Here is a 21,070-nt window from a genome sequence, read left to right as displayed (position 1 = left end):
TGCGTCGTTGACCATAGCCCTCGAAGGTTCACGCGGGACCTTCAGGGCGGCCGGTGCGGGCGGGGGCCGTGGCGGACCCACCGGTGAGGATGTCCAGGGCGAGGTCGGAGAGCGCCGAGCGCGTGGGTCCGGGCGCGGGGCCGGGCCGGGCCGGCTCCACGGCCCCGGGCGCCGCGGCGGCCTCCGGGACCTCCGCCGCCCGGACCGGCCCGGCTCCCGCACCCGCTACCGGCGGTGGTCCGGGTTCCGCTCCGGCCCGTACCGGGGGCTCGGCCCCGGCCGCCGGTCCAGGGCGTTCCCCGCTCCGACGGATGGAGGCCAGATGTGCCCGGGCGCACCGCAGTTCCGCCTGGCGCAGCGCCCACTCGTGCGAGGCGGCCGCGACGCGCGACGCCGTCTCCCGGCCGTCGGCGGCCCCGGTGACCCGCGCCGTCCCTCCCGCCACCGCGGTCTCCTCGTCGTGTGGGTCCGTCATCTCGAACTCCCCGGGTCGTTGCCCAGCCCGCTGCCCGCCAGCATGCTGGTGATCTCGGTCGCACCGCGCTTGAGCGGCGGCGCGAAGGGGGTGGCGTGGGTGCCGCCCCGGGAGCGCTTCTGGCCGGGGCCGGGCAGCGTCTCGACGCGGGCGGTCCAGCCCATCTCGCCGTGGTCGCCCAGGCGCACCCACTCGACCACCAGCCGGTGAGTGGTGCTGCTGCCGGGCCGTTCGGTGGCGTACGGATTGTGGTCCGGTCCCGTCACCTCGATGTCCATGCCGAGGGCGGCCGCGTACTGGTCGAGCAGGAAGCCCGCCTCCGGGCCCAGGGTGAAGGCCCGCCCCCGGCGCAGCTCCGCGAAGCGCTCGCCGGGCGAGTGCAGGGCGCCGGTGGCCAGACGGGTGAAGAGCTCCTCCACGCCGATGCCGTGCCTGTCTGCTCCGGCCACCAGGACGCCTACCTGCTGGAGGGAGCCGGTGTTCGCGTACAGGCCCTTCCAGATCGCCTGGAGCACCGTCCCGCCGTCCGCGCCCGGCCCCACGTGAAGCACCTCGTCGAGCGCCCGGAAGAGCGTTCCCTCGGACCCGAGCGGCTGCACGATCGGTCCGGCCGGCACATGGCCCTCGCGGAAGGACGGCAGGTACTCGTGGGCGAAGTACCGCAGATGATCGAGGAAGTACGGGTTGTCGGCACTCACCGCGAGCGCGCGGGCGAACAGCCTGATGTCGTTCGGGTCGAGGCCCGCCCAGATGTCCGGGCTCTCCGACACCCTGCCGGCGATGGCCATGCTGACCGGATGCGTCCCGGGTACGCCGAGCCGGGGGTCCAGACCGGCCGCCAGTGCCGGGGCCCGGTTGACGACCGGTGCCCCGTGCGCGAGCGGGGCCGGGTGGTGCAGGGGCCAGAGCGGGTTGCCGGTGTTCACGAGCTGTGTGGCGTGGCCCCACAGGGGCCGGCCCCGCATGGCCGTGACCTCAGCGGTGTTGTCCAGGACCTCGTTGTCCTGGTAGCCGGGCTGGCCCCAGATGTCGCGGAACGGCGACAGCTGCAGCCCGTTCCGGCCTCCCTGGATGTTCGCCTGCCCGTACTCGCTCTGGTGGAACATCCGCTGGTACGGATTGGTCAGCCCCACGTGGTCCTGCGGCAGCGCTCCGGTCGCCCACCGCCCCGCGACCAGCCGGGACAGGTCGGTGAGGACCGCCGCCCGCTCGAACTCCACGACGAAGGCGGTGCCCCGCCGGGGCAGCACCCGGTTCTCGGCGGCGATCCTCCGCCGGGTGTGCTGCGCTTCGAGCCGCTGCAGGTGCGCCCACCGCTGCCGGAGCGCGGTGACGGGGTCGGGATGCGGGGCGGGCGGCTCGGGCAGCGGCAGGTCCTGCTTCAGCTCCCACGCGTTGATCCGGTTCAGGGTCTGGCTCAGGGTGTGGAACTCCGCCCCGCCCGGCCCGAAACGCAGCTTGTGCCGGTCGTCCGCACCCGTGAGCAGGGTCGCCGCCGCGTCGACGAAGAGGTTGGGCTCCGGTGAGTACGGGAGCAGCGGGTGCAGTCCGCGCAGCCGGGTCCGTACCCGCATGTCATGGGCGATCTCGTGCTGGACGGTCCGCAGCATCTCCTCGAACGACGAGGTCGCGGTCTTGCCCTTCTCCGCCAGCAGAGCGGCGTACCGGGTCTCGGTCAGCGCCTTCAGGCGCGCGGTCGCCTCCACCTCGTCCGCACGCGGCAGGCGGTAGCCGCCCGACATCATCAGCGGGCGCAGCGGCTGCGAGTCCTCGCCGGTCTCCAGCCGGTTCTCGAACCAGCTGAAGACGTGCTCGTCCCGTGTCTCCTGCCCGTCGCGCGTGGACACCACGTGCGGATAGGTGTCGAAGTCCATGAAGGCGATGTACGGGTGCATCCGGCGGCCCATCATGGACCGCACCAGGTGCCGGTTGGCGTTGCTGTCCAGGACGTTGTTGCGTGCCGTCCCGTACGGGAACGACTTGTCCCTGGGCCAGTTCATGACCATCGGGACCACGGCCAGCGGGCGGGCGAACGCGGTCCGTCCGGCGGCCCGGCGGATGGTCTCGCGGATCCTGTCGTGCGTCTCCCGCCGCTGTGACGTGGTCGGTGCGCTCTGGCGGCCCGTCGCGGAGGTGCTGCCCACCGCGCGTGCGTTGACGCCGACGACGACCGCCACCCGCCCCTGGAATCCGCTCAGCCGCTCGGTGACCGCGTCCAGGAACTCCTGGAGGCGTTCGGGGTGGTCGCGCAGTTCGCTCTCGGAGACGATCGCGTTGACGACGTAGGAGACCCGGTAGGGGGCGGCGCCGGGCGTCGAGTCGTCGGGGAGGCTCTGGCCCACCCAGGCGAGGTAGTCGTTCTCGGTGAGGTCCCGCAGGCTCTCCGGCGCGGCGAGGTCGGCGAACGCCCGGTTGACGAAGGCCACCTGGGGGAGCTGCCCGCGGCCCGCGGCGGGCTGGGACCACTCCCGGTCGGGTCCGCTGGGCACGGACTCGTCGGGCTCCGGCACGTCGAGGTCCATCGCTTCCGGTACGGACGGGGAGGCCGTCGTCTCCGGTACGGACCGGGAGGCCGTCGTTTCCGGCTCGTCGACCTCCATCGCCATCAGGCCGGAGAGATGGTCCGGGGAAGGTGAGGCGCCCCCCAGGAGCCCGCCGCCGTGCTCGGCGGTGACGCGGGCGTCGGAGGCGCCGATCCGGGCGGCCAGTTCCGCCGCGTCGATACCGAGCGCGGCGAGCGCCTCGGTGGTGCGGACCAGCTCCGCCCGCGCGAGCGCCAGCCGCCGCCGGGCGTCGGTGAGGGCGGGGGAGGGACCGCGGGAGGAGCCCTGGCCCTCTGGCGGCCGGATCTCCGACTCCTGCCGGGAGGCGGTCCCGTAGGCGTGCAGCGCCTGCTGGTGCTCGGTCCAGGCGCCGAGGCGTGCGGCGGCCTCGGCGCCCGTGGTGCCGCCGGTGACCAGGGCACGGGCCGCCCGGGCGCGCTCCTGCGCGGCGGCCCGCATCCGCAGCCCTCCGGCCTCCTCGGCCCGGAGCAGGTCCAGCTCCTGACGCGCGGTCAGGGCGGCGTGCTCGGCCAGCCGCAGCCGGCGTACGGCCTCCTGCTCGGCGTTCTCCTCGGTGCTCTCCTCGGTGTCCTCCCGCGTGCCGTCCCCGGATGCCTCCTCCACGGGCGTCGTCCGTTCCGGGACGGTGTGCAGCGGGATCACCGCGTTCTCACTGACCCGTTCGATGGTGGCGAGGTACTCCTCCGGCAGGTTCTCCAGGCTCTGCCGGCCGGTGTTCGCCATGAGGCCCTCGCGGTGCACCGCGCTCGCCCGGTCGTTCCGCCGGAACAGATGGCGGTCCTCGGCCCGCTCCCGGGCATCGGAGTACTCGTCGGCCAGCCCGAGGTAGTGCAGGATCTCGTGCACGAGTACCGCGTCGTCGTGCCCGAGGTCCCACCGGCGCTGGTCGGCGCGGTCCGGCGCGCCGTTCGACCGCGACAGCGTCACCGCCTCGCTGTGCCGGGCCGACTCCACGAACTCCGCCGTGACGTGCAGCTGGTCCCCCGAATCCGGCAGCAGATAACCGGTGTTGACATGGGCGTCCAGCGCCGACTGGACCCGGGCCCGGAAGGCCGCCAGGTCCTGGGCGTCCAGACCGTCGACGAGCCGCACCGGCAGGGTCACGAAGAACTGCCGGACCGTCCGCCCGTCGGGCAGCGCCATCCGGCGCACATGGTTGCGGATCAGCGTCATGGAGCCGTCCAGACGCCCCGCCTCACGACGGGACTGCACCAGCTTCGGGTCGAAACGCTCGGTGTGCACCGCGGCGGTCGTCGTCTCGTCGAACGCCGCCACCTCCTCCGGCCGTACCGGGTCCTTCGTCCGCCGGCCGGTCTCGCGGGTGCCGTTGACTCCGGTCGCCGCCGGCGGGGTGCCGTCGCCCGGTGACTTCGGTGCGGGCCACCGCGGGGTGAGCGAGGCCAGCGACTGCGTGCTCGGGTCGGTGGGGGGCGGCACCGGGAGACCGGGCACCTCGAAGCCGCCGTCGAGGTGCGCCTTCGCGATCATTTCGCCGAGCGCGAGCATCCGCACCCCGGCCGCGATGTGCTCCGCCTGCGCCTTCTCGACGTCCTGGGCCGCCTCGTGCCACCGGAGCTCCAGCTCGGCGGTCTCCTTGTCCCGCAGCGCCTGCTCCTGTGCGCTCTCCTTCTCGCCCAGCGACTGCCGCGCCGTGTCCAGATCGTCGTACGCCCTCACCTCGCGCTCCAGCGGCGCCAGCGCTTCGAGCAGCATGGACTCGCGCCGGGCCAGGACCTCGGTCCGGTCGGGGGCGGCCGCGGCCAGCCGCTCACGGGTGGCCTCCAGCATGCGGTTCGCTTCCCGCAGGGCCTCGCGCGCCTGGGGCTCGGACCGCTCGAAGCCGGAGGTCAGGGCGACGAGCCGGGCGTGTTCCCGCCGGGCCAGGGCCAGGGACGCCTCACCGTCGGCGACGCGCCGGGTGGCATCCCGCAGTGCCTCGTGAGGGTCGCGGCCGGGGGTGATCGTGCCGTGTGCGTCCCTGAGCCCGTCCAGCACCTCCCGGGCGCGGTCGAGCTCGGCCTTCGCGCCGTTCAGATCGGGGAAGACGGTGCTCTCCGGGTCCAGGGTCCAGATGCGGGTCCCGTCCTGGTCGCGCAGCGCGAGCTCCAGCGTCACCCCGCTCTCCTCGGCGATGGACCGCGCGCGGTAGAGCGCCTCGACGCGGGCGGCGGGGGTGGGGTCCCTCCCCAGGTCGAGCCAGAGCTGCGGTACGGCCCCGTCCGGCAGCCTGATGTCCGGAGCGGTGATCAGCCGCGCGAGCCGGGCGGGGGTGAGGTCCTTCACGTCGGGGGCGGACAGGTCGAAGACCCCGTCGCCCCGGTGGGCCTCGGGAAGCACGCCGAGGCCCAGCAGGTCGCGTTCGGGCACCCGCAGCACGGCGGTGCCCGTCGCGTACCGGACCTGCCCGTCCGGACCGGTCAGGGTGGTGACGGTGTCGACCTCGACCTCGTACGTGCGCAGGCCCGCTTCGGCGTCGGGCTGCCCGGCGGCCCCGGTCTTCTCCCAGTGCCGGGTGAGCGCGGACACCCCGCCGCCCTGCCCGCCGGGGGTGGACTGGTACGACAGGAGGGGGGCCGAGCCGCCGAAGTCGTAGTCGCCCTTCCGGCCCAGTGTCACGGACACGCCCAGGCCGAAGGTGCCGTTGCGGGCGGTCGAGGATCCGGAGGAGGTACTGAACCCGGTCACCCTCAGCCGGTCGACCGTCACGCCCTTGGTGGTGTCGATCAGCCGGGGGCGGAACACCTCGGTGGACAGAGTGACCCGGGGGGGCTTCTCCGTTCCGTTGACGGAGCCGCCCGCCCCGGCCGCGGCACGCACCGGGTCGACGGTGATCTCCCCGCCGTGCAGCAGCTCGGTCAGCCGTGCCGCGGCGCCGTCGGCGGTGTGCCCGCTGCCGAGGTCGCCGCCGGCCAGTTCGGGCGCCAGCTCCTGTATCGCGGTCAGCAGTTTTTGCTGGTTGCTGAGCGCGTACGCGACCTCGTTCCCGGTCGGCCGGAGCGGCGTGGCGGTGGCGAGCGGACCGGTGAGCCTCGGGTCCGTGGTGCCGACGCCGTAGGACAGCCGCTCGTTCTCCGGCCGGGGCGCCAGCTCCTGCTGCTGGTCATGGTCCCCGGCGAAGCGCAGCGTGACCCGCCCGTGGACGTCCTCCGTCGACGGACGGGCCGTCAGGTCGGACCCCTCGATGTGCAGGTCGGCGGTGAAGACGTATCCGAGCGTGAACTCGTTCCCGCTGTCCACCCGCTGCCACACACGGTCCTCGCCCGTGACGGTCGTGGTCACGGTGTCGGTGCGGTTCGTCGAGCCGCCGGCCGAAGGGCTGACGGTCGTCTTCCGGGAGCTCCCGCCGGAGAACGGCAGCACGACGGCGGCCGGCGCGGAGAGCGCCCAGCGGGTGGAGCGGCTCCTGCTCTCGGTGACGTTCGCGGGGGAGTGCGCGGAGTAGTTCTCCACCCCCGCACCGGCGTTCGCCTTACGGCCGCGCACCTGCTGGAGCTGCGCCTTCGTCCAGGCCGGCCTGCCGTGCACCCGCACGGTGACGGTGCGGGTGACCGCACCACCGGTGTACGGGAAGGAGAAGGTCAGATGCCCGTCCCGGCCCTGGCCCGGCAGTGCGCCGAGACCTGCGGGCGAGGTGTAGTCGGCGATGCGCTGGGCCAGTCCGGGTACGTAGTCGCGGTGGCCGGGCGTGAGGCTGCCCGGTGCGTGAGCCTCCACCAGTTCGGTGAGCCGCTCGCGCAGGAGGTGGGGCCGGCGGGGGTCCTCGTTGGTGTCGGGACGGGTGGGCTCCATGCTCCCGGTCCCCTGGGCGTGGGATCCCTGCGGGGTCTGCGGCGGGTTCGCGGTCCGGACGGTGGCCGTGCCCGGGGGCGGCAGCGGTTGCGCGAGGGGCGTCGCCTCCAGCACGGCCGCGAGCCCGAGCGCGCCGTGCTCGACGAACCGGTACGGCAGCCGGGCGGTGGCCGGGCCGGGGGTGCCGTTCTCCCCGGCCGCGAACGACGCCAGCATCGTTCCGCCGCGCCGCAGCTGGGCGTCCGTGGCGAGGAAGGTGATCCCGCCCGGAACGTGCACCGTACGGGTCACCGCCGCCGCGCCCTCGTTCAGCGGTACGGGGCGCCGGTGCCCGCGGCGGACCGTTATCTCGTAGGTGATGTCCGCGCTGATCCGGTGCTGGACGCCGCTCTCCGAGGGCACCCGGGTGACGTTGGTCGACGCCGACGTCGTCACCGAGCGGCTGTTCCCCTGCCCGAAGACGGGCTTCAGGCTCACGCCGCCCGTGACCGGCTTCGGACCGCCGGCCGCGGGCGGCGTGGAGGCCGCGGCCCGCTCCGCCTCCTGGAGGCTCTGGCCGGACTTCATGGTGATGCCCGGGCCACCCTCGTGCGAGGACGCCTTCGTGCGCTGGTAGGAGGCGCTGTCGGTGGCCCCGAGGTTCGTCTCGCCGTACTGCGTGACGGTGCCGAGGTCCCGCGGATCGGTCAGTACGGCACGTACCTCGACGACCAGGTCGGTGCCCGCCGTCACCCCCGGCACGAACAGGTCGTCGATGACGAAGACGCCCTTCACCATCTGGTGCGCGCGCGCCATCAGGGCGGCGGGGGTCAGCTGTGCGTGCAGCGCCTCGTGCAGCAGCATCCCCTGGTCGGACCGGTCCCCTCCGGTCACGGTCTGCCGGACCACCGTGCCCAGGCTCAGCAGGGAGCCGGCGGCGGACCTGGCGGCGCCCGCCGCGGCCGCCCACCAGGACGACGGGGCGGAGGACGAGGCGGTGACCGGGCGGGTGGCGGTGACCGGCAGGGGCAGGCCCTCGGGACCGCTGGACCCGTCCAGGCTGTTCAGGGGGATGTCGCCCGGGTACGCCCCGGGCAGGTCCGAGGCCGTTCCGGTGAGGGGGTCCGCGGTCGGCCGGGTGACAGGGCCGGGCCCGGGCTCCTGCTCCGCCGGGGGTTCCGAGAGCTCCGCCAGGATCGCCTCGACCGCCTGGTACAGCTGCTTCCTGCCGCGTACGACGTCGACGAGGGAGCTGTCGGGCAGCAGGAACGTCTTCTCGGCGGAGGGCAGCGGGGTGTCCGACGGCTGCAGCACCGCCTCCCCGTAGGCCGCCGACGTGTTCCCGGTGCGCTTCTCCGGAACCGCGAGATCGACGTACACCGGCTCGGTGTCCGAGGTGAACGGGGCGGCGGGCAGCTGCCGGGACCCGCCGGTGATCTCCGCCGTGAAGAAGGCCGGGACCCGGAAGACCTCCGTCGTCTGGCCGGTCGTGATGATCATCTGGGCGTGGGAGACCGCCGAGCCGGCCGTCGAGGTTTCCGTCGTCTGCCAGGTGCCCTTGTAGTCCGCCGTGAGCCCGCCCCTGAAGTGGCCGGGCGCCAGACCGGTCAGCTGGCCGCCGACTTGGAGCGTCTTGGTGCTGCCCGACGACTTCTGGCTGGTGCCGGGCACGGAGAGGCTGGCGATGTTGGGCAGATGGACGTCGCTCAGCGAGGTGAGGTGGGTGGGGGCGCGGTTGTCGCCGGGAACCCGGTCCAGGGCCAGGCGCAGCTGGACGCGGTCCACGCCGCCGCCGGTCGCGGGCTTGCCGAAGTGCAGCGTGGCACCGCCGTCGACCAGCTCGTCCATGATGCCGAGGAGGCCGTGCTGCGAGCCCAGCAGCGAGATCTTCCGCAGGTTCTCCAGCCGGGCCTTGACCAGGCGTTCGTCCATGAGCGGGCTGTCCTGTCCGCCCGGCTCCGGCAGGTAGCCGTTGTCCTGGAGCCAGTCGCGCACCTGCTCCAGCACCGGGGTGACCCCGCTGCCGTGCACCCGCAGCGGGGTGGTGGTCAGTCCGATGGCGTCCAGCCGCGCCACCTCGGTGGGCGCCTGCTTCCCCGCCCCGTCCGTGGGCCTGTCGCCCCGCGCGGTCTCCGGGGTGAGCACCCTGATCCGCACCGGGGTGGCCGGCATGGGCCGCGGTGTGCTGCGCGTCCCGTCCGCCGGGATGAACTCCACGTGGTAGACCACGTTCGCCGGGATCAGCACATGGCCGCCGTTGGTACGGATGTTGCGCGTCAGGCTGTGCGTGGCACCGGCGCCCAGCGCGCGGTCCCCCTGCTTGCTGTAGCCGCCCTTGGGCACCAGGGAGCCGCCCAGGTGGAAGTCCCGGAACGCCTTGTCCGCCTCGGCCGGCTTCTTGTTGAGGACGCCGCCCACGACGGCCTCGCCGCCGTACGCGTACGACACCTTCGCCAGCGAGTCGGCCTTCAGCTGGCGCTCCAGGAAGCGCTCCAGACTGTACTTCGGGCCGACCCGGATGTTCCGGCCCGCCCGGCCCGTCACCTCCGCGGTGACCTTGAAGACGCCGAGTGCGTTGCCCTTCCTGTCCACCAGGACCGGCGACCAGGTGCCCGTACTCCCGCCGGGGTCTTCGGTCGCGCGTTGCACGGGGAGGGCCCCGAGGAGGTGTTCGGGGCCCAGGAACTTCTCCAGGGCGGCCAGCGAACCGGTGTCGAGCGCGGAGAGGCGGTCGCCGAACCGGGACCGCACCTCGCGCAGCAGACTGCCGGGGTCGGACATCGAGTCCAGCACCCACAGCGGTGATTCGTCGAGGTGCTTCTCGAGGGTGCTGGGGTCCCGCGCGTCGAAGACGTCGCCCTCCGCCGCCCGGTAGGCGGGCGTGGCGAGGTGCTCGGGGAACCACGCGGTCACCGTACCGAGTTCGCGTACCTCCGCCCGGTCCTGGGAGATCTCCGGGAACGGGGTCGTGGCGGCCTCCCGGACCCGGCCCAGCGCCGAGTAGTCGAAGGGGCTGGCCGGCTCCGAACTGCGCAGCAGGCTCGTGGCGTTGACCGCCCCGCTCACCGTCGTGGACAGGCTCCGCTGCTGATGGGTGAGGTTGAAGTTCAGCGAGGCGGGCACCCCGGTGATACCGAGGAATTCCTTGATCGCGCTGAAGGTGTTGGAGAACGGGTTCAGGGACACGGTGCGCACCGCGGTGGTGGAGGACGTCGACGTGCTGTCGAAGGCGGCCGCGTGGCGCTGCTCGTTGTTGTGCGGCGGCATCCGGTTGCCCGTGCCGAACAGCGTGGAGGGCCGTGGCTTCTCCAGCCGCAGCTGTACGTCCAGTGAGCGCGGCACGCCCCCGACGTCCAGGGTGATCCGGTGCCCGTCCCTGCTGAGCAGCATCAGGCGGTTGTCCTGGAGGGCCTGCGGGGACAGCAGTGCGGCGAGCCGGGTGACGGCGTCGGCACGCTGCTTCGTGGTGAGCGGGCCGGCGGTCTCCTCCAGCCGGGCCAGTGCCTGCTGCTGGAGGCCGGTGGCCACCTGGGCGGTGATCGGCGTGAGGTGGACGCCGCTCACGCCCTCGCCCGCCCCGGTTCCGAAGTTCCGCACCTCGTCGGAGAGCGCCGGGTCTTCCGAGGACGAGGAGGGCTCCGTCGGCGGGGTGGACGGCGGCCGGGTGGCCGTCGGCGGGGTGGGCGGCGGTGGTGGTGGCTGGGGGACGGACGACGGGACGGAGGAATCGTCCGGGGCGACGTTCCCGCCGTCCTGCCCCGTGTCCTCCTCGGCTTCGAATTCGAGGGTGAGGTGCCCGGGGGCTTCGCTGACGATGGGGATGACCGTGTCCGGCGGGCCGGCCGGGGGCGCCTGGCTTCCGGTCCAGGCGGGCCCGGACTGCTGGGAGGTCTGTTCCGTCTCGTCGACGTCCTCGGACGGGGCGAGCCGGGACTCGGCGGGGGAGAGCCGGTTCTCCTCCTGCGAGAGGGTCCGCGGGGCGGACTCCCGGTTCTGGTCCTGGGTCTGGGTCTGCTCCCGCGTCTGCTCCTGCTCCTGTTCCCGCTCCTGCTCCGTGAGGGGCGTCGTCGAGGTGGTGCCGGGACCCGACGCCGGGTTGCCCGGTCCGGTGGACGAGGAGGTGGAGTTCGACGAGGTGCTGGTGGTGGCCGGGTTCTGGTCCTTCTGGGCGTTGTTGGCGGCGGGGGCCGGCGTGCCGGTGTTCGTGGCGGTCGCCGGCGCGGGGGCGTTCGCCGAGGTCACCGGCGGCCCGCCCGCTTGCTGGGGCAGGAGGGAGGGGCCGCCGACGAGGGACGGGACCGCGTGCGGCGGGTCCTCCTGGCCGTCGGGGCCGAGGACGCTCTCGTCGTCGCGGGAGGGACCGGACACGTCGAGCAGTTCGTAGCCGTCCTCGTCGTACCGGACCTCCGCTGCGGGGACGGGGCTGACCTGGTCCGACGTGTTCTGCTGTCCCGGCGTGCCGGAGTCGTTCGGGCTGTTCGGGCTGTTCGGGCTGTTCGGGATGTCCGAGACGTTCGAGTCGTCCGACAGGAGCGACGCGGTGCCGTCGTCGGGGACCGGCGTCGTGGTGTCCAGGCCGGCGCCGCCGGCCCCGCTGTTGCCGGTCGTGGCGAGCCCCGGGCCCGTCCCGCCCCCAAAATGGCTCCCGGGCGATTCCGGTCCGGACCCCGGCAGCTTCAGCCCGGCCTCCAGGACCTTGGTGCGGGCGGCGTCGCCGAGGTGCTCGCCGCCGGTCTCCAGCAGATGGCCGATCCTGCCCTCGACCATGCCCGATCCGAAGGTCAGACCGGAGGTCTTGAAGGTGTGCTCATCGCTGAAGATCAGGTTGTACGTGCCCTCGGAGACCGCGGCGTGCCCGCCCTCGAACACGCCCTTGCCCAGGCCGTGGGCGCCCGCGCCGGCCATCGACTGCAGGATGTTCCTGCCGAGGGCGTCGGCCGTGCCCTGGCTCAGCACCTTGCCCAGCGGGCCGTCCGCCACGTCGCCCAGCGGTTTGAGGGTCTTGCCCAGCGACTCGGCGAGATCCTTCTTCCCGGTGTTCTCCAGCAGCGACCGCGCCCAGTCGCGGCCGGCGTCGCGGGCCGTGTCGCCGCCCAGGTGCTTCTTGAAGGTCTCGCCCACGGAGTGGACGAACCGGTCGCCGGCCGCCTTGCCACCGGGTCCCGCGGTGTTCGGCAGATGGTCGGCGAAGTTCTTGGCGATGTCGGCACCGAAGGTCTTCGGCGCCTTGGGCCCCGCCCCGCCCGGCCCCTTCGGCCCGTGAACCAAAGGCGGCGGGAAGGCGCCGTCGATCTGCTTGCCGAGGTTCTTGCCGCCGTCCTTGCCGAAGATCCTGGCGAGACCCTTGCCGAACTTGTTGCCCAGGAACTGGAAGGGGCCGGCCATGAGCCCCTGGACCATCCCCGAGAGGGCCGCGCCCTTGGTGAGCGAACCGTCGTACGAGTCCCTGGAGCCCTGGTTCAGTTGCGACCACTGGACGAGGAGGTCCATGGCGACGCCCATGCCCACGTTGATCACCTGATGCATGAGCAGCGTCATGACCAGCCGCCCGAGCCACGAGCGGATCAGGAACCGGACGATCGCCACCTTCGCCAGGTACGCCTGGATCGACGCGCCGAAGAAGAAGGCCAGCGCCGCCGCCACGACCGCCTCGAAGAGCAGCTCCACGAGCTGGGCGATGATCATGTACTTGGTGTACTGGAGCTGGGTCGCGCCCTTGCGGGTGAACTCCCCGAGGAGTTTGGCCTGGTCGGCGACCGCGTCGAAGTAGTTGAGCCCCTCCTCGCCGATGAAGCTCTTCATGGCCGCCTGGTACATGTCGGCGGCGTCCCCGTCGAAACTCTGCCTGGTGAAGCCGAGGGCTTCGGCGATCTGCTGCTTGAGGTCGTTCGACAGCTTGCCGTGCAGGTCCTTGTGGACCTCGGCCAGCTCGAACATCCGGTCCTCGTCGCCGTTCGGCGGCTTCTCACCGGTGAGCGCGGCGAACAGCCAGGCACATTCGGGCGGGAACTCCAGGGACACGGATCAGCGCCTTCCGCCGTGCTGGCTCAGGGACTCCGTGATCTGCTGCTGCTGCCTGCTGAAGTCGTCGGCGGCGTCCTTCAGGCTCTGCGAGCTGCCCGAGAGCGCCTCGCTGAGTTCCCGGACGCCCTTCCTGGCGGCGTCGACCCCCTCCAGGTACTTCTCGGCGAACTTCTCACCGAACTCCCCGTCGCCCCAGCAGCCGTGGTACGTGGTGATCTTGTCGAGGTAGTCGTCGCGGATCAGCTTGATCTTCTCGGCGACCTCGTCCATGTCCGCGCCGCTCTTGCCGAGCTTGTCCGTATCGACGTCCAGGGAGGTCATCGGCCTGCCGTCCCGTCCCGGAGATCGCCCGCGGCGTCCTCGTCCTCGTCCTCCACCAGCTCGTCCAGCAGGGCTCCCGAGGAGGCGGCCCGTGGCGCCCTCACCGGCGGTGTCGGCAGCCCGGCCTCGCGCATCGGCGCGAACAGCTCGTCCCAGTCCAGCTCCTGGAAGCCGCCCTCGGCGGTCGGGGACATCCCGGGAATGGGGCCGAAGGGCCGGTACACATCGGCCAGTTGTCCGGCCGCCTGGGAGCGGGCGGCGGCGATGGTGGACATCAGCACGCTCGCCAGCTGGGCCGGGGGCATCGTCCGGTACCGGGTGCTGGGGAAGCGCAGGTTCGTCAGCTGGCCCTGGGCGCCGACGGTGGCCTCCACCGTGCGGTCCCTGGACATCACGGTGGCCGATATCCGGGAGGCCGCCGCGCCAGCCTCGCTCAGCTTCGCGCGGGTCTCCTCGAACTCCGCCAGCGCCTCCGCCAGCCGTTCTTCCATCGGGTTGCTCATCGGTGTTCCGCCGTTCTCGTCGGGTAGGGGGCTGCCGAAGTCGTGGTCATCGTCCGATCACAGCCGACACCCCGCCCTCGTCCGTGCCCCAGGTCTCCTCGTCCTCGCTCACCCAGGTCGACCGCTCCCGCTCGTCGCTCTGGGTGCCACCGCCCGCTCCGCCGCCCATGCCGCCCATCGGGGGCATCATCGGGGAGCCACCGGAGGAACTGCTGGTGGCGGGGCGCCGCAGCGCCGCCGCCTCCTCGGCCGCGAGCTGGGCCGCCCGGGTGGAGCGGGCGCCGGCCGCCTCGCCCACCGCCGCCGCCCGGGTGCCCTGGGCGCCGGGGCCGGCACCCGCCGCGGACGCGCCGCCCGGGGTGAGCCCCTGGCCGCCCAGCGGGTTGAGGCCCAGCGGAGGGACCCGGCCGCCGTCCGTGCCGCCCGAGCCCGTGCCGCCCGGGTAGCCGCCGGTCAGGGGGGAGCCGCCGCTCCCGCTGTCCGGGTAGTCGTAGAAGTCGTAGTCCCCCCAGCCGCCGCCGGAATCCGCCGAGCCGAGCCCGGTGCCGGCCGATCCGGTGGTCCGGCCGTACGCGTCGGTGGTGACCGTGCGCCCGTCCGGATAGGTGATCCGGTGGCCGCCGTCCTTGAGCGTCCTGTCGACGGTCCCGTCGGCATACGTCGTGGTGCTCGTCCCGTCCGCGTGGTGCGTGGTCCGGGTGCCCGTGGTGCCCGTCGTGTCGAGGTGCTCCGTCGTCCGGTGGCCGTCGGCGTCGGTCGTGGTGTACGTGCCGTCCGGGCCGAGCCTGGTGGTGCTGCCGTCCTTGTACGTCGTGGAGACGGTGCCGTCCGCGCCCACCTGGGCCACCGAGCCGTCCGCGTACTGAATGGTCGACGTGCCCTTGCCCAGGTGCGAGACGGTCTTCGTGCCGTCCGGGTCGACGGTGGTGACGGTGCCGTTCGCCGCGATGGTGGTCTTCGTACCGTCGGCGTGCGTGGTCGTCGTCGCGCCGTCCTCGCCGTAGACCGTGGTGGAGCCGTCCGGGTTCTGCGTCGTCGAGCCCGGTCCGGGACGGCTGACGGTGCTGTGGCCCTGCGCGTCGGTGGTGGTGAGGGTGCCGTCGGCGGACAGCTTCGTCGACGTGCCGTCCGGGAAGCGGGTGGTCGTGGTGCCGTCCGGCGTGATGGTGGTCTTCGTGCCGTCCTGGTAGGTGACGGTCTCGCTGCCGTCCTTGTTCAGCACGGTCCTGGAACCGTCCGGGTTGTCCGTGACCGAGGAACCGTCCGGATGGACGGTGGTCTTCGTGCCGTCCTTGTGCGTGACGGTGCGCGAGCCGTCGGAGTTGTACGCGGTCGTCGAGCCGTCCGGGCCCTTGACGGTCCTGCCCGCGGTCCCCGTGCCCCAGCCGGCGCCCGTACCGTTCGGGTTGAGGGCGGGCGGCAGGACGCCCGCGGGAGTGGTCTCCTCGCGGCCGTCCGGGTAGGTGGTGGTCGTGGAGCCGTCGGGGTTGACGGAGGTGACCGAGCCGTCGGGGTTCGTGACGCTGCCGCCGGTCCCCGGACCGAGTCCGCCGTCGGTGCCGTTGAGGCCGAGCTGGGGTATCTGAGCCGTGGTGGGGGACTTCTCGCCGGCGGCACCGGGCCCGGAGCCGCCGTCACCGCCGAGACCGGAACCGCCGAGACCGTCACCGCCGAGGCCGTCACCCAGGGTGTCGCCGTCGGTCGCGTTGGGGTCCAGGTCCGGAAGACCGGTGCCGCCGTCCCCGCCGGCGCCGCCGTTCTTGAGGTCCTCCATCTTCTTCTCGGCGTCCGCCTTCTCCTTCTCGGCGTCCGCCTTGGCCTTGGCCGCCTCGTCGGCGGCGTTGGCCTGGGTGAGGGAACCGGCGCCCGGCCTGAAGGTGAAGTCGGAGGCGGAGCCCGGGGCGATCATGGCCTGGTTGAGGTCCAGCATCGCCTGCTGCGCCGCGGTGTCCAGCGAGGCGAGGTTGGCCGTCCACGCCGCGCAGGCCGCCCGGGAGAGCGCCTTCCAGCTCGCTTCCTTCGTCAGGTCGCCGTAGACCGGGTGCACGACCAGGAAGCCCGCCCCCGCCTGGGACACACCGGGGCCGGACTGCTGCATCCTGCGGATGTTGTTCTCGTTGAGCCAGACGGCCAGTTCGTCGAGGAGCCTGTCGAGATGGGCGGTCCCGAGCCACATGTTCCCCGCGACCCACGCGTCCCAGGCCCGCCCGAGGGTGGTGGCGGCGCCGAAGATCGTCAGCTCCGCCTGGAGGATGCGGTCGCTGACGACGGAGTCCGAGGTGTACGAGGGTTCGCTGACGGACACGGTGCTGCCGGACCCGGTCGAGGACAGCTCCTGGAGGAAGTCCTTGTACCCGACGCTCAGGGCGTCGATCAGGTCCCGGAAGACGTCCGCCCCACTGCCCCGGTACGCCGAGTACTCCCCGTCGAGGTCCTTGACCCACTGCTCCAGCACCGGGGACCGCTCGCGGAAGTACGCCGTGACCCGGTCGAACGCCTTGGCGGTGGCGGGAAAGGTCCGCAGGTCCACCGAGTCCTCGTCCGCCACGGCCTTGGTGTGCGGGTACTGCCCGCCGAACCCCGCGGTGCGGTACTCGGTCCGCAGCTTCGTCAGCGCCTCGCCGTAGCCCCAGTCGAAGGCTCCCGCGTTACCGGTGTCGCTCCAGTCGGCCCCGTTCGACGAGGACCAGGGGAGCCCCAGCTCCACCGTGTAGACCTGGACGTTCTGCGACCCGGTGCCCGGGGCGCCGTAGAACTTCATGGTCCGTCCGAGCGTGCCTCCCGGCGAGTCCAGGTCGGGCGTGGTCTCGCGGTACCCGTCGCTGTGGCCGATCCTGACGGTCATCCACTCGCTGCCGTCGCCCGCCGCGGCGTCCGCACCGCCCACGGCCGCCACATGGGCCCGGGTGCCGCCGTCGAAGCCGGTGAGCTGCTTGACGACGGATTCCCAGCTTGAGTCGACGGCCATGGGCGGTTCGTTTCTCCTTGTGACGAGACGGCGGGCGGTGGCGCGCGGGGCGGGACGGGCGGTGCTTCAGCTCTCCCGGGTGGGAGCCAGGCCGGTGTCCACGGTGCGCAGGTCGTTGAGGAACTTCTGGCTCTCGATGTCCTCGAGGCTGTCCTTCTGCGTCTTCTCCATGTCGGTGATCACCGCGCCCAGTTCGCGCTTGATGTCCGTGAACAGCTTGAGCTGGTCCTTCTCGACACCGGCGAGCGAGGTGCTGGACGAGGCGAGGTAGGAGATGAACGGGGCGATCGACAGGGGGCCTCCGGCCTTGTCGTCGGCCGCCGCCGCCAGCCTGCCCACCTTCAGCGCCGTCTTCACATAGCCGATCTTCATCGACTCGAACTGCGCCGCGAGGGACCCCATACCGGCCACGTCGTGCTGGGGGGTGTCGCCGATCAGGTCCGTCAGCAGCTTCACGAACCCCTCCACGTCGGTGTCGAGGAACTTGCGCAGGGTCTCGGTGTCCAGATGCGACAGATCGGTCGGTGCGGGCGCCATCACTTCTCTCAATCAGCAGGGCGGACGGGGTGCCTGACAGGGGCCGGGAACGGGCGTCGGATCAGCCGCCGATGCGGATGTTGCCCCACTCCGAGGCACTGCGGTTCTCGTGCCTGCGGTACAGGTCCGATATCTCGTTCAGCGTCGTGCTGTGCCGCGTCAGGACCTGGCCGAGCTGCTCGGCCGCGTTGTTCCAGCTGGTCTGGAGCGTCGCGTACGTGGCCGCGTCCGCTCCCTGCCAGGCGCCGTGCAGGCCCTGGAGCTCCTCGTTGAGGGCGGTGACGAGGGCCTTGATGCGCTGCGTCTGCAGGCGCATGTCCTCGGCTGCCTGGTCCACGCTCTTGTACTCGACGTGGATGACGCCGTCGGTCTTGTTGGAGTGGTCGTAGCCGGCGGGGGTGGTCATGGCGGACTCCTTGCGGGACGGGCGGGGGAAGGCGGACGGGAACGGGCCGGCCGGTCCGGGCCGGTCGGCGGCGGATCAGGTCAGCTGGTTGAAGACGTCGTTCGACCTGCTGCTGCCGAGGATCGAATCCGTGGTCTGCTGCTGTACGTTCCGCTGCTGGACGCCGGTCTCCTGGAGCTTCTGCATCATCTCGCCGATGTTCTTCGTGATGAGGTCCACCTGTCCGTTCCAGTCCGCGAGCAGCCGCTGGAACGCGCCGCCGTCCTGGCCGCCGTAGGCCGCCATCAGCGACCCCATGGTGGTGCGCACCTCCTGCTGGGACTGCTGGATGCCCGACTTGACCATGCTGAGGGCGGTGTAGCCCTTCTCGTTCTCGGACTGGGCCGATGTCTGGATACTTCCGGGGGGCGGGGGAGTTGCCATGGCAGGTACTGCCTTCCTGGAGAGCGAGAAGTGGCCACTGCTACGCGAGTGGTCACCTGATGCTAGAGATGCGGGTGTGCCGCAAACAATGATCGGGAGTTAAATCTGAGCCCTATTTGATCTTCGGCCCGGGGCGGGCCGGTCCGGGCGCGTCCCCGCCCGGCCGGTGGCACGCCGGCCCGGCGCGGGAGACTCACCCGCAGGCCCCCCGGCCCGCGCCCGCCGCCTGCGCGGCGGACGCGTCCCCGGTCGCCACGGCGACGTCCAGCACCGGACCCGTCGGCAGCATGTCCAGCAGCCGCGACGGAACGGCCTGCGCGTGGCCGCCCTTGAGGCCCAGCCGCTCGACCGACTCCGCGTCCGGCAGCCGGTACTTCACCCCGACGTCCGTGACCAGGTACGTCGTCGTCCCGATCACCGAACCGCCCGCGCCCAGCGCCTGCACCAGCGCACCGCCGCCCGGGCGTACCGCCACCCCGTCCACCGGCAGGCACGCCCGCGCGATCTCCGGGCCGGCCGCCGGCGCGTCCGCGGCGGCGGCCCCCGGCAGCAGCGCGAGCCGGACCGTGGGCGACGTCCCGTCCGGCGTGATCTGCGCGCACACCGCGGTGCCCGGGTCCGGCTCCTGGACCAGGGGCGTACGCGCGGGCCACTGCGCCGGGTCCTGGACGGTCCTCGCCGCCGGGGCCCGGTGCCGGGCGAGCTGATCGGCCGTCAGCCGGATCGGGGCCGGGGCCGCGCCCCGGTACGCCAGCTCCGCCGTCCGGTCGTCACCCAGGACGAGGGCCGCCCCCGGGGCGCTCAACGCCCGCAGACCGGCCTTCTCCAGCAGGTAGTGCTGCGGTGCCGCGCCGGGCGAGTCGAGCAGGTAGACCTGGCCGATCCGCCCGGCGGCGCCGCCGATGCGCGGACCCGCCGCGCCCCGGCCGTCCACTTCGGGAGCCACCAGGTCCGATCCCGCCGGCACGCTGTCCAGGAACGCCGCCGACACCCGCACCGGGGTCGCCCCCGCGTAGCCGAGGGCCTCGGCGGCGCCGTGCCCGCCGATCCGCAGCCGGTGGTTGCCCCACAGCGCGTACCGGCGCCCGTCCGGACCCTCGACGAGAACCGCGCGGTCCGCCCCGGGGGAGGCCCCCGCGACGGGGAAGCCGATCCGCAGCGAGGTCACGGCGGCGCGGCCGGTGCCGTCGGGCCCGGTGCGCTCCGGCTCGTCCGCGCAGATCTGCCAGGCGCCGGTCTCCAGGTCGCCGGCGGCGGGCAGGGAGTCCGGGGCGCCGGGTATGCCGACCGGGGTGCCGTGCGGCTCCCCGCGCAGCGAGGCGCCGGACACCTGGACCGCCTTGAGACGGCCGGCCGAGATCAGCCTCGCCGAGGCGTAGTTGCGCACCGGCCGCAGCTTGCCCCCGAGGTAGAGGTAGCGGGTGCCGGTGTCCTTCTGGACGACGAGCGCCGACTCCTGCCGCCATGCCTTGGAACCCGTCGGGGAGATCAGGCCGAAGAGGAGGAAGCCGACCGCCAGTACGGCGCCGAGGCCGATGCCCCAGGCCATGCCCCGGTTGGTGCGGCCGACGGGGGACTCCGGGGAGTCCGGGTCGCTCCGCAGCATGCCGCTGGTGAGCCGCCCCATGACGAACATGTGCGCCTGCACCTGGTCCTTGCGTGACTGCATGCGCCCGCCCCCCTCAGCCGGTCGCGGTGCGCAGCGCGGAGTACACGCCGAGCACCCACAGGGCGAGCGGGATCAGGGCGACCGCAGCGAGCGAGTGCGCGATGTCGGCGGCCCGGCCCCAGTGCGGGATCATCCGGCGGCCCGGGACCGTCCAGGACGCGATGGCCGCGGTCGCGGCGAGCGCCAGCATCGAGGCGAGGAGCGCGGGCCGCTGCCCGGGCGTGAGCACGGCGGCCGCGTGGACCGCCATCAGCACCAGCCCGTACAGGCCGGGGAGCATCACGGCGGGCCGCTGCCAGACGTTGCCGATGCCGCGCGCGTGCAGCAGCAGCAGGACCGACAGCACGGCCGCGGTCACCTGCGACGCGGTGCCGGGCCGGTCCAGGACCAGGGCGGTCAGCACGCCCGCGCAGACCAGGCCGGTCGCCGCGTACAGGGCGGTCATCCACTCCTCGGCCAGCGCCGTGCGGTCCACCACCCGCTGGTGCGGATGGGGTTCGATGCCCTCCTGCAACTGCCCGGCGTCGGCGGGCAGCGCGGGCAGCCTCAGCCCCGACAGCCGGAAGGACATCCCCGGGACCATCCCGCCGAAGGCGACGGCGGCCACGGCGACGATGCTCGCGGCGTGCGAGGCGGGTACGTCCATGGTGAGCATCAGCACCCCCCACACCGCCCCCGCGGCCGCGATCACCGCGGCGCACATCAGCAGCGGGACGAAGGCGGCGACCGCGGCCACCGACAGGACCGCCCCGCCCGCCGCGGCCGCCGACGCGGCGAGCAGACGCGAGCCCAGCAGCTGCGGGCCCGTGTCGCCGGTGGGCAGCAGCCAGCCCGCCAGGGCCAGATACGGCGCGACCAGCACCCCGAGGGCCGCGCCGGCCGCCGAGTCGCCGACCGCGCGGCTCGCGGAGGCCGCCCCGAACAGCACCAGCAGGCCGGTGCCCGCCGCGACGGCGGCCCGCAGCGCGGGCGAGCCGCCCGGCAGAGCCGGTACCAGCAGCCCCGCGGCGAGCAGCACCACGGCGGTACCCCGCAGCAGCCACCGGCTGGTGTGCGCGGCCCAGCCGTGCGGGCGCTCGCGCATCGTGGTGGCGACCCCGTCCACCAGGTCGTCGAAGTGGATGGCCGGCAGGGCGTCGTTGCGGGGGCGGAGCAGCAGGGTCTCGCCGTCGCGCAGCGACAGGGCCTCGGGCGTGCTCTCCTCGTCGAGGGGCTCCTCGCCGAGGCGTTGCAGGATCCAGCCGCCGTGCTCGATGCCCTTCTCCGCGAGACCCTCGCCCGCGTGGTCGAGCAGGATGGGCAGCAGATCGGCGACCGGCACGTCCGCGGGGACCGCGAGATCGATCAGGCGTTCCGGTGTCCGGACCGTGAGCCGGCACAGGCCGGGGGCGGATATGTCTGTCATGGCGGCG

General features: G+C 73.1%; 10 protein-coding genes. All 10 read right to left on the bottom strand.

What is annotated here, in order from left to right; all coding sequences use genetic code 11:
• Positions 1–28: 28 nt before the first annotated feature.
• Positions 29–475 (bottom strand): hypothetical protein, encoded by a 447-nt coding sequence (locus CP967_RS33870; protein ID WP_167535282.1) that lies wholly within the window; start codon positions 473–475, stop codon positions 29–31.
• A complete protein-coding gene (locus CP967_RS06055; RefSeq protein WP_150486959.1) occupies positions 472–12,828 on the bottom strand; it encodes a WXG100-like domain-containing protein in 12,357 nt (4,118 codons plus the stop codon). The genes CP967_RS33870 and CP967_RS06055 overlap by 4 nt, the downstream gene beginning before the upstream one ends.
• A gap of 3 nt (positions 12,829–12,831) precedes the next feature.
• Positions 12,832–13,152 carry a WXG100 family type VII secretion target gene (locus CP967_RS06050; protein ID WP_150486958.1) on the bottom strand — a complete coding sequence of 107 codons (321 nt, stop codon included), beginning with the start codon at positions 13,150–13,152 and terminating at the stop codon, positions 12,832–12,834.
• On the bottom strand, positions 13,149–13,655 hold the full coding sequence (locus tag CP967_RS06045) for a YbaB/EbfC family DNA-binding protein (RefSeq protein ID WP_150486957.1): 507 nt from the start codon (positions 13,653–13,655) through the stop codon (positions 13,149–13,151). Before CP967_RS06045 ends, CP967_RS06050 begins: the two co-directional genes overlap by 4 nt.
• 46 nt (positions 13,656–13,701) lie before the next feature.
• Positions 13,702–16,623 carry an AAWKG family protein gene (locus CP967_RS06040; protein ID WP_150486956.1) on the bottom strand — a complete coding sequence of 974 codons (2,922 nt, stop codon included), beginning with the start codon at positions 16,621–16,623 and terminating at the stop codon, positions 13,702–13,704.
• A gap of 66 nt (positions 16,624–16,689) precedes the next feature.
• Entirely contained in the window at positions 16,690–17,160 is a 471-nt protein-coding gene (locus tag CP967_RS06035) for a type VII secretion system-associated protein (RefSeq protein WP_150486955.1), read from the bottom strand.
• Between the two features lie 61 nt (positions 17,161–17,221).
• Complete coding sequence (locus tag CP967_RS06030; RefSeq protein ID WP_150486954.1) at positions 17,222–17,566, bottom strand: WXG100 family type VII secretion target; 345 nt, start codon at positions 17,564–17,566, stop codon at positions 17,222–17,224.
• A gap of 75 nt (positions 17,567–17,641) precedes the next feature.
• Positions 17,642–17,989, bottom strand: a complete 348-nt coding sequence (locus CP967_RS06025; protein WP_150486953.1) for a hypothetical protein — start codon at positions 17,987–17,989, stop codon at positions 17,642–17,644.
• Between the two features lie 193 nt (positions 17,990–18,182).
• Positions 18,183–19,658, bottom strand: coding sequence for a type VII secretion protein EccB (eccB, locus tag CP967_RS06020; RefSeq protein WP_150486952.1), 1,476 nt, complete (start codon positions 19,656–19,658; stop codon positions 18,183–18,185).
• A gap of 13 nt (positions 19,659–19,671) precedes the next feature.
• On the bottom strand, positions 19,672–21,063 hold the full coding sequence (gene eccD, locus CP967_RS06015) for a type VII secretion integral membrane protein EccD (protein WP_150486951.1): 1,392 nt from the start codon (positions 21,061–21,063) through the stop codon (positions 19,672–19,674).
• Positions 21,064–21,070: the final 7 nt, after the last annotated feature.

It is taken from the genome of Streptomyces nitrosporeus (genome assembly GCF_008704555.1).
In the GTDB taxonomy this organism is placed as follows: domain Bacteria; phylum Actinomycetota; class Actinomycetes; order Streptomycetales; family Streptomycetaceae; genus Streptomyces; species Streptomyces nitrosporeus.
This window is presented reverse-complemented; position numbering and strand designations above follow the sequence as displayed.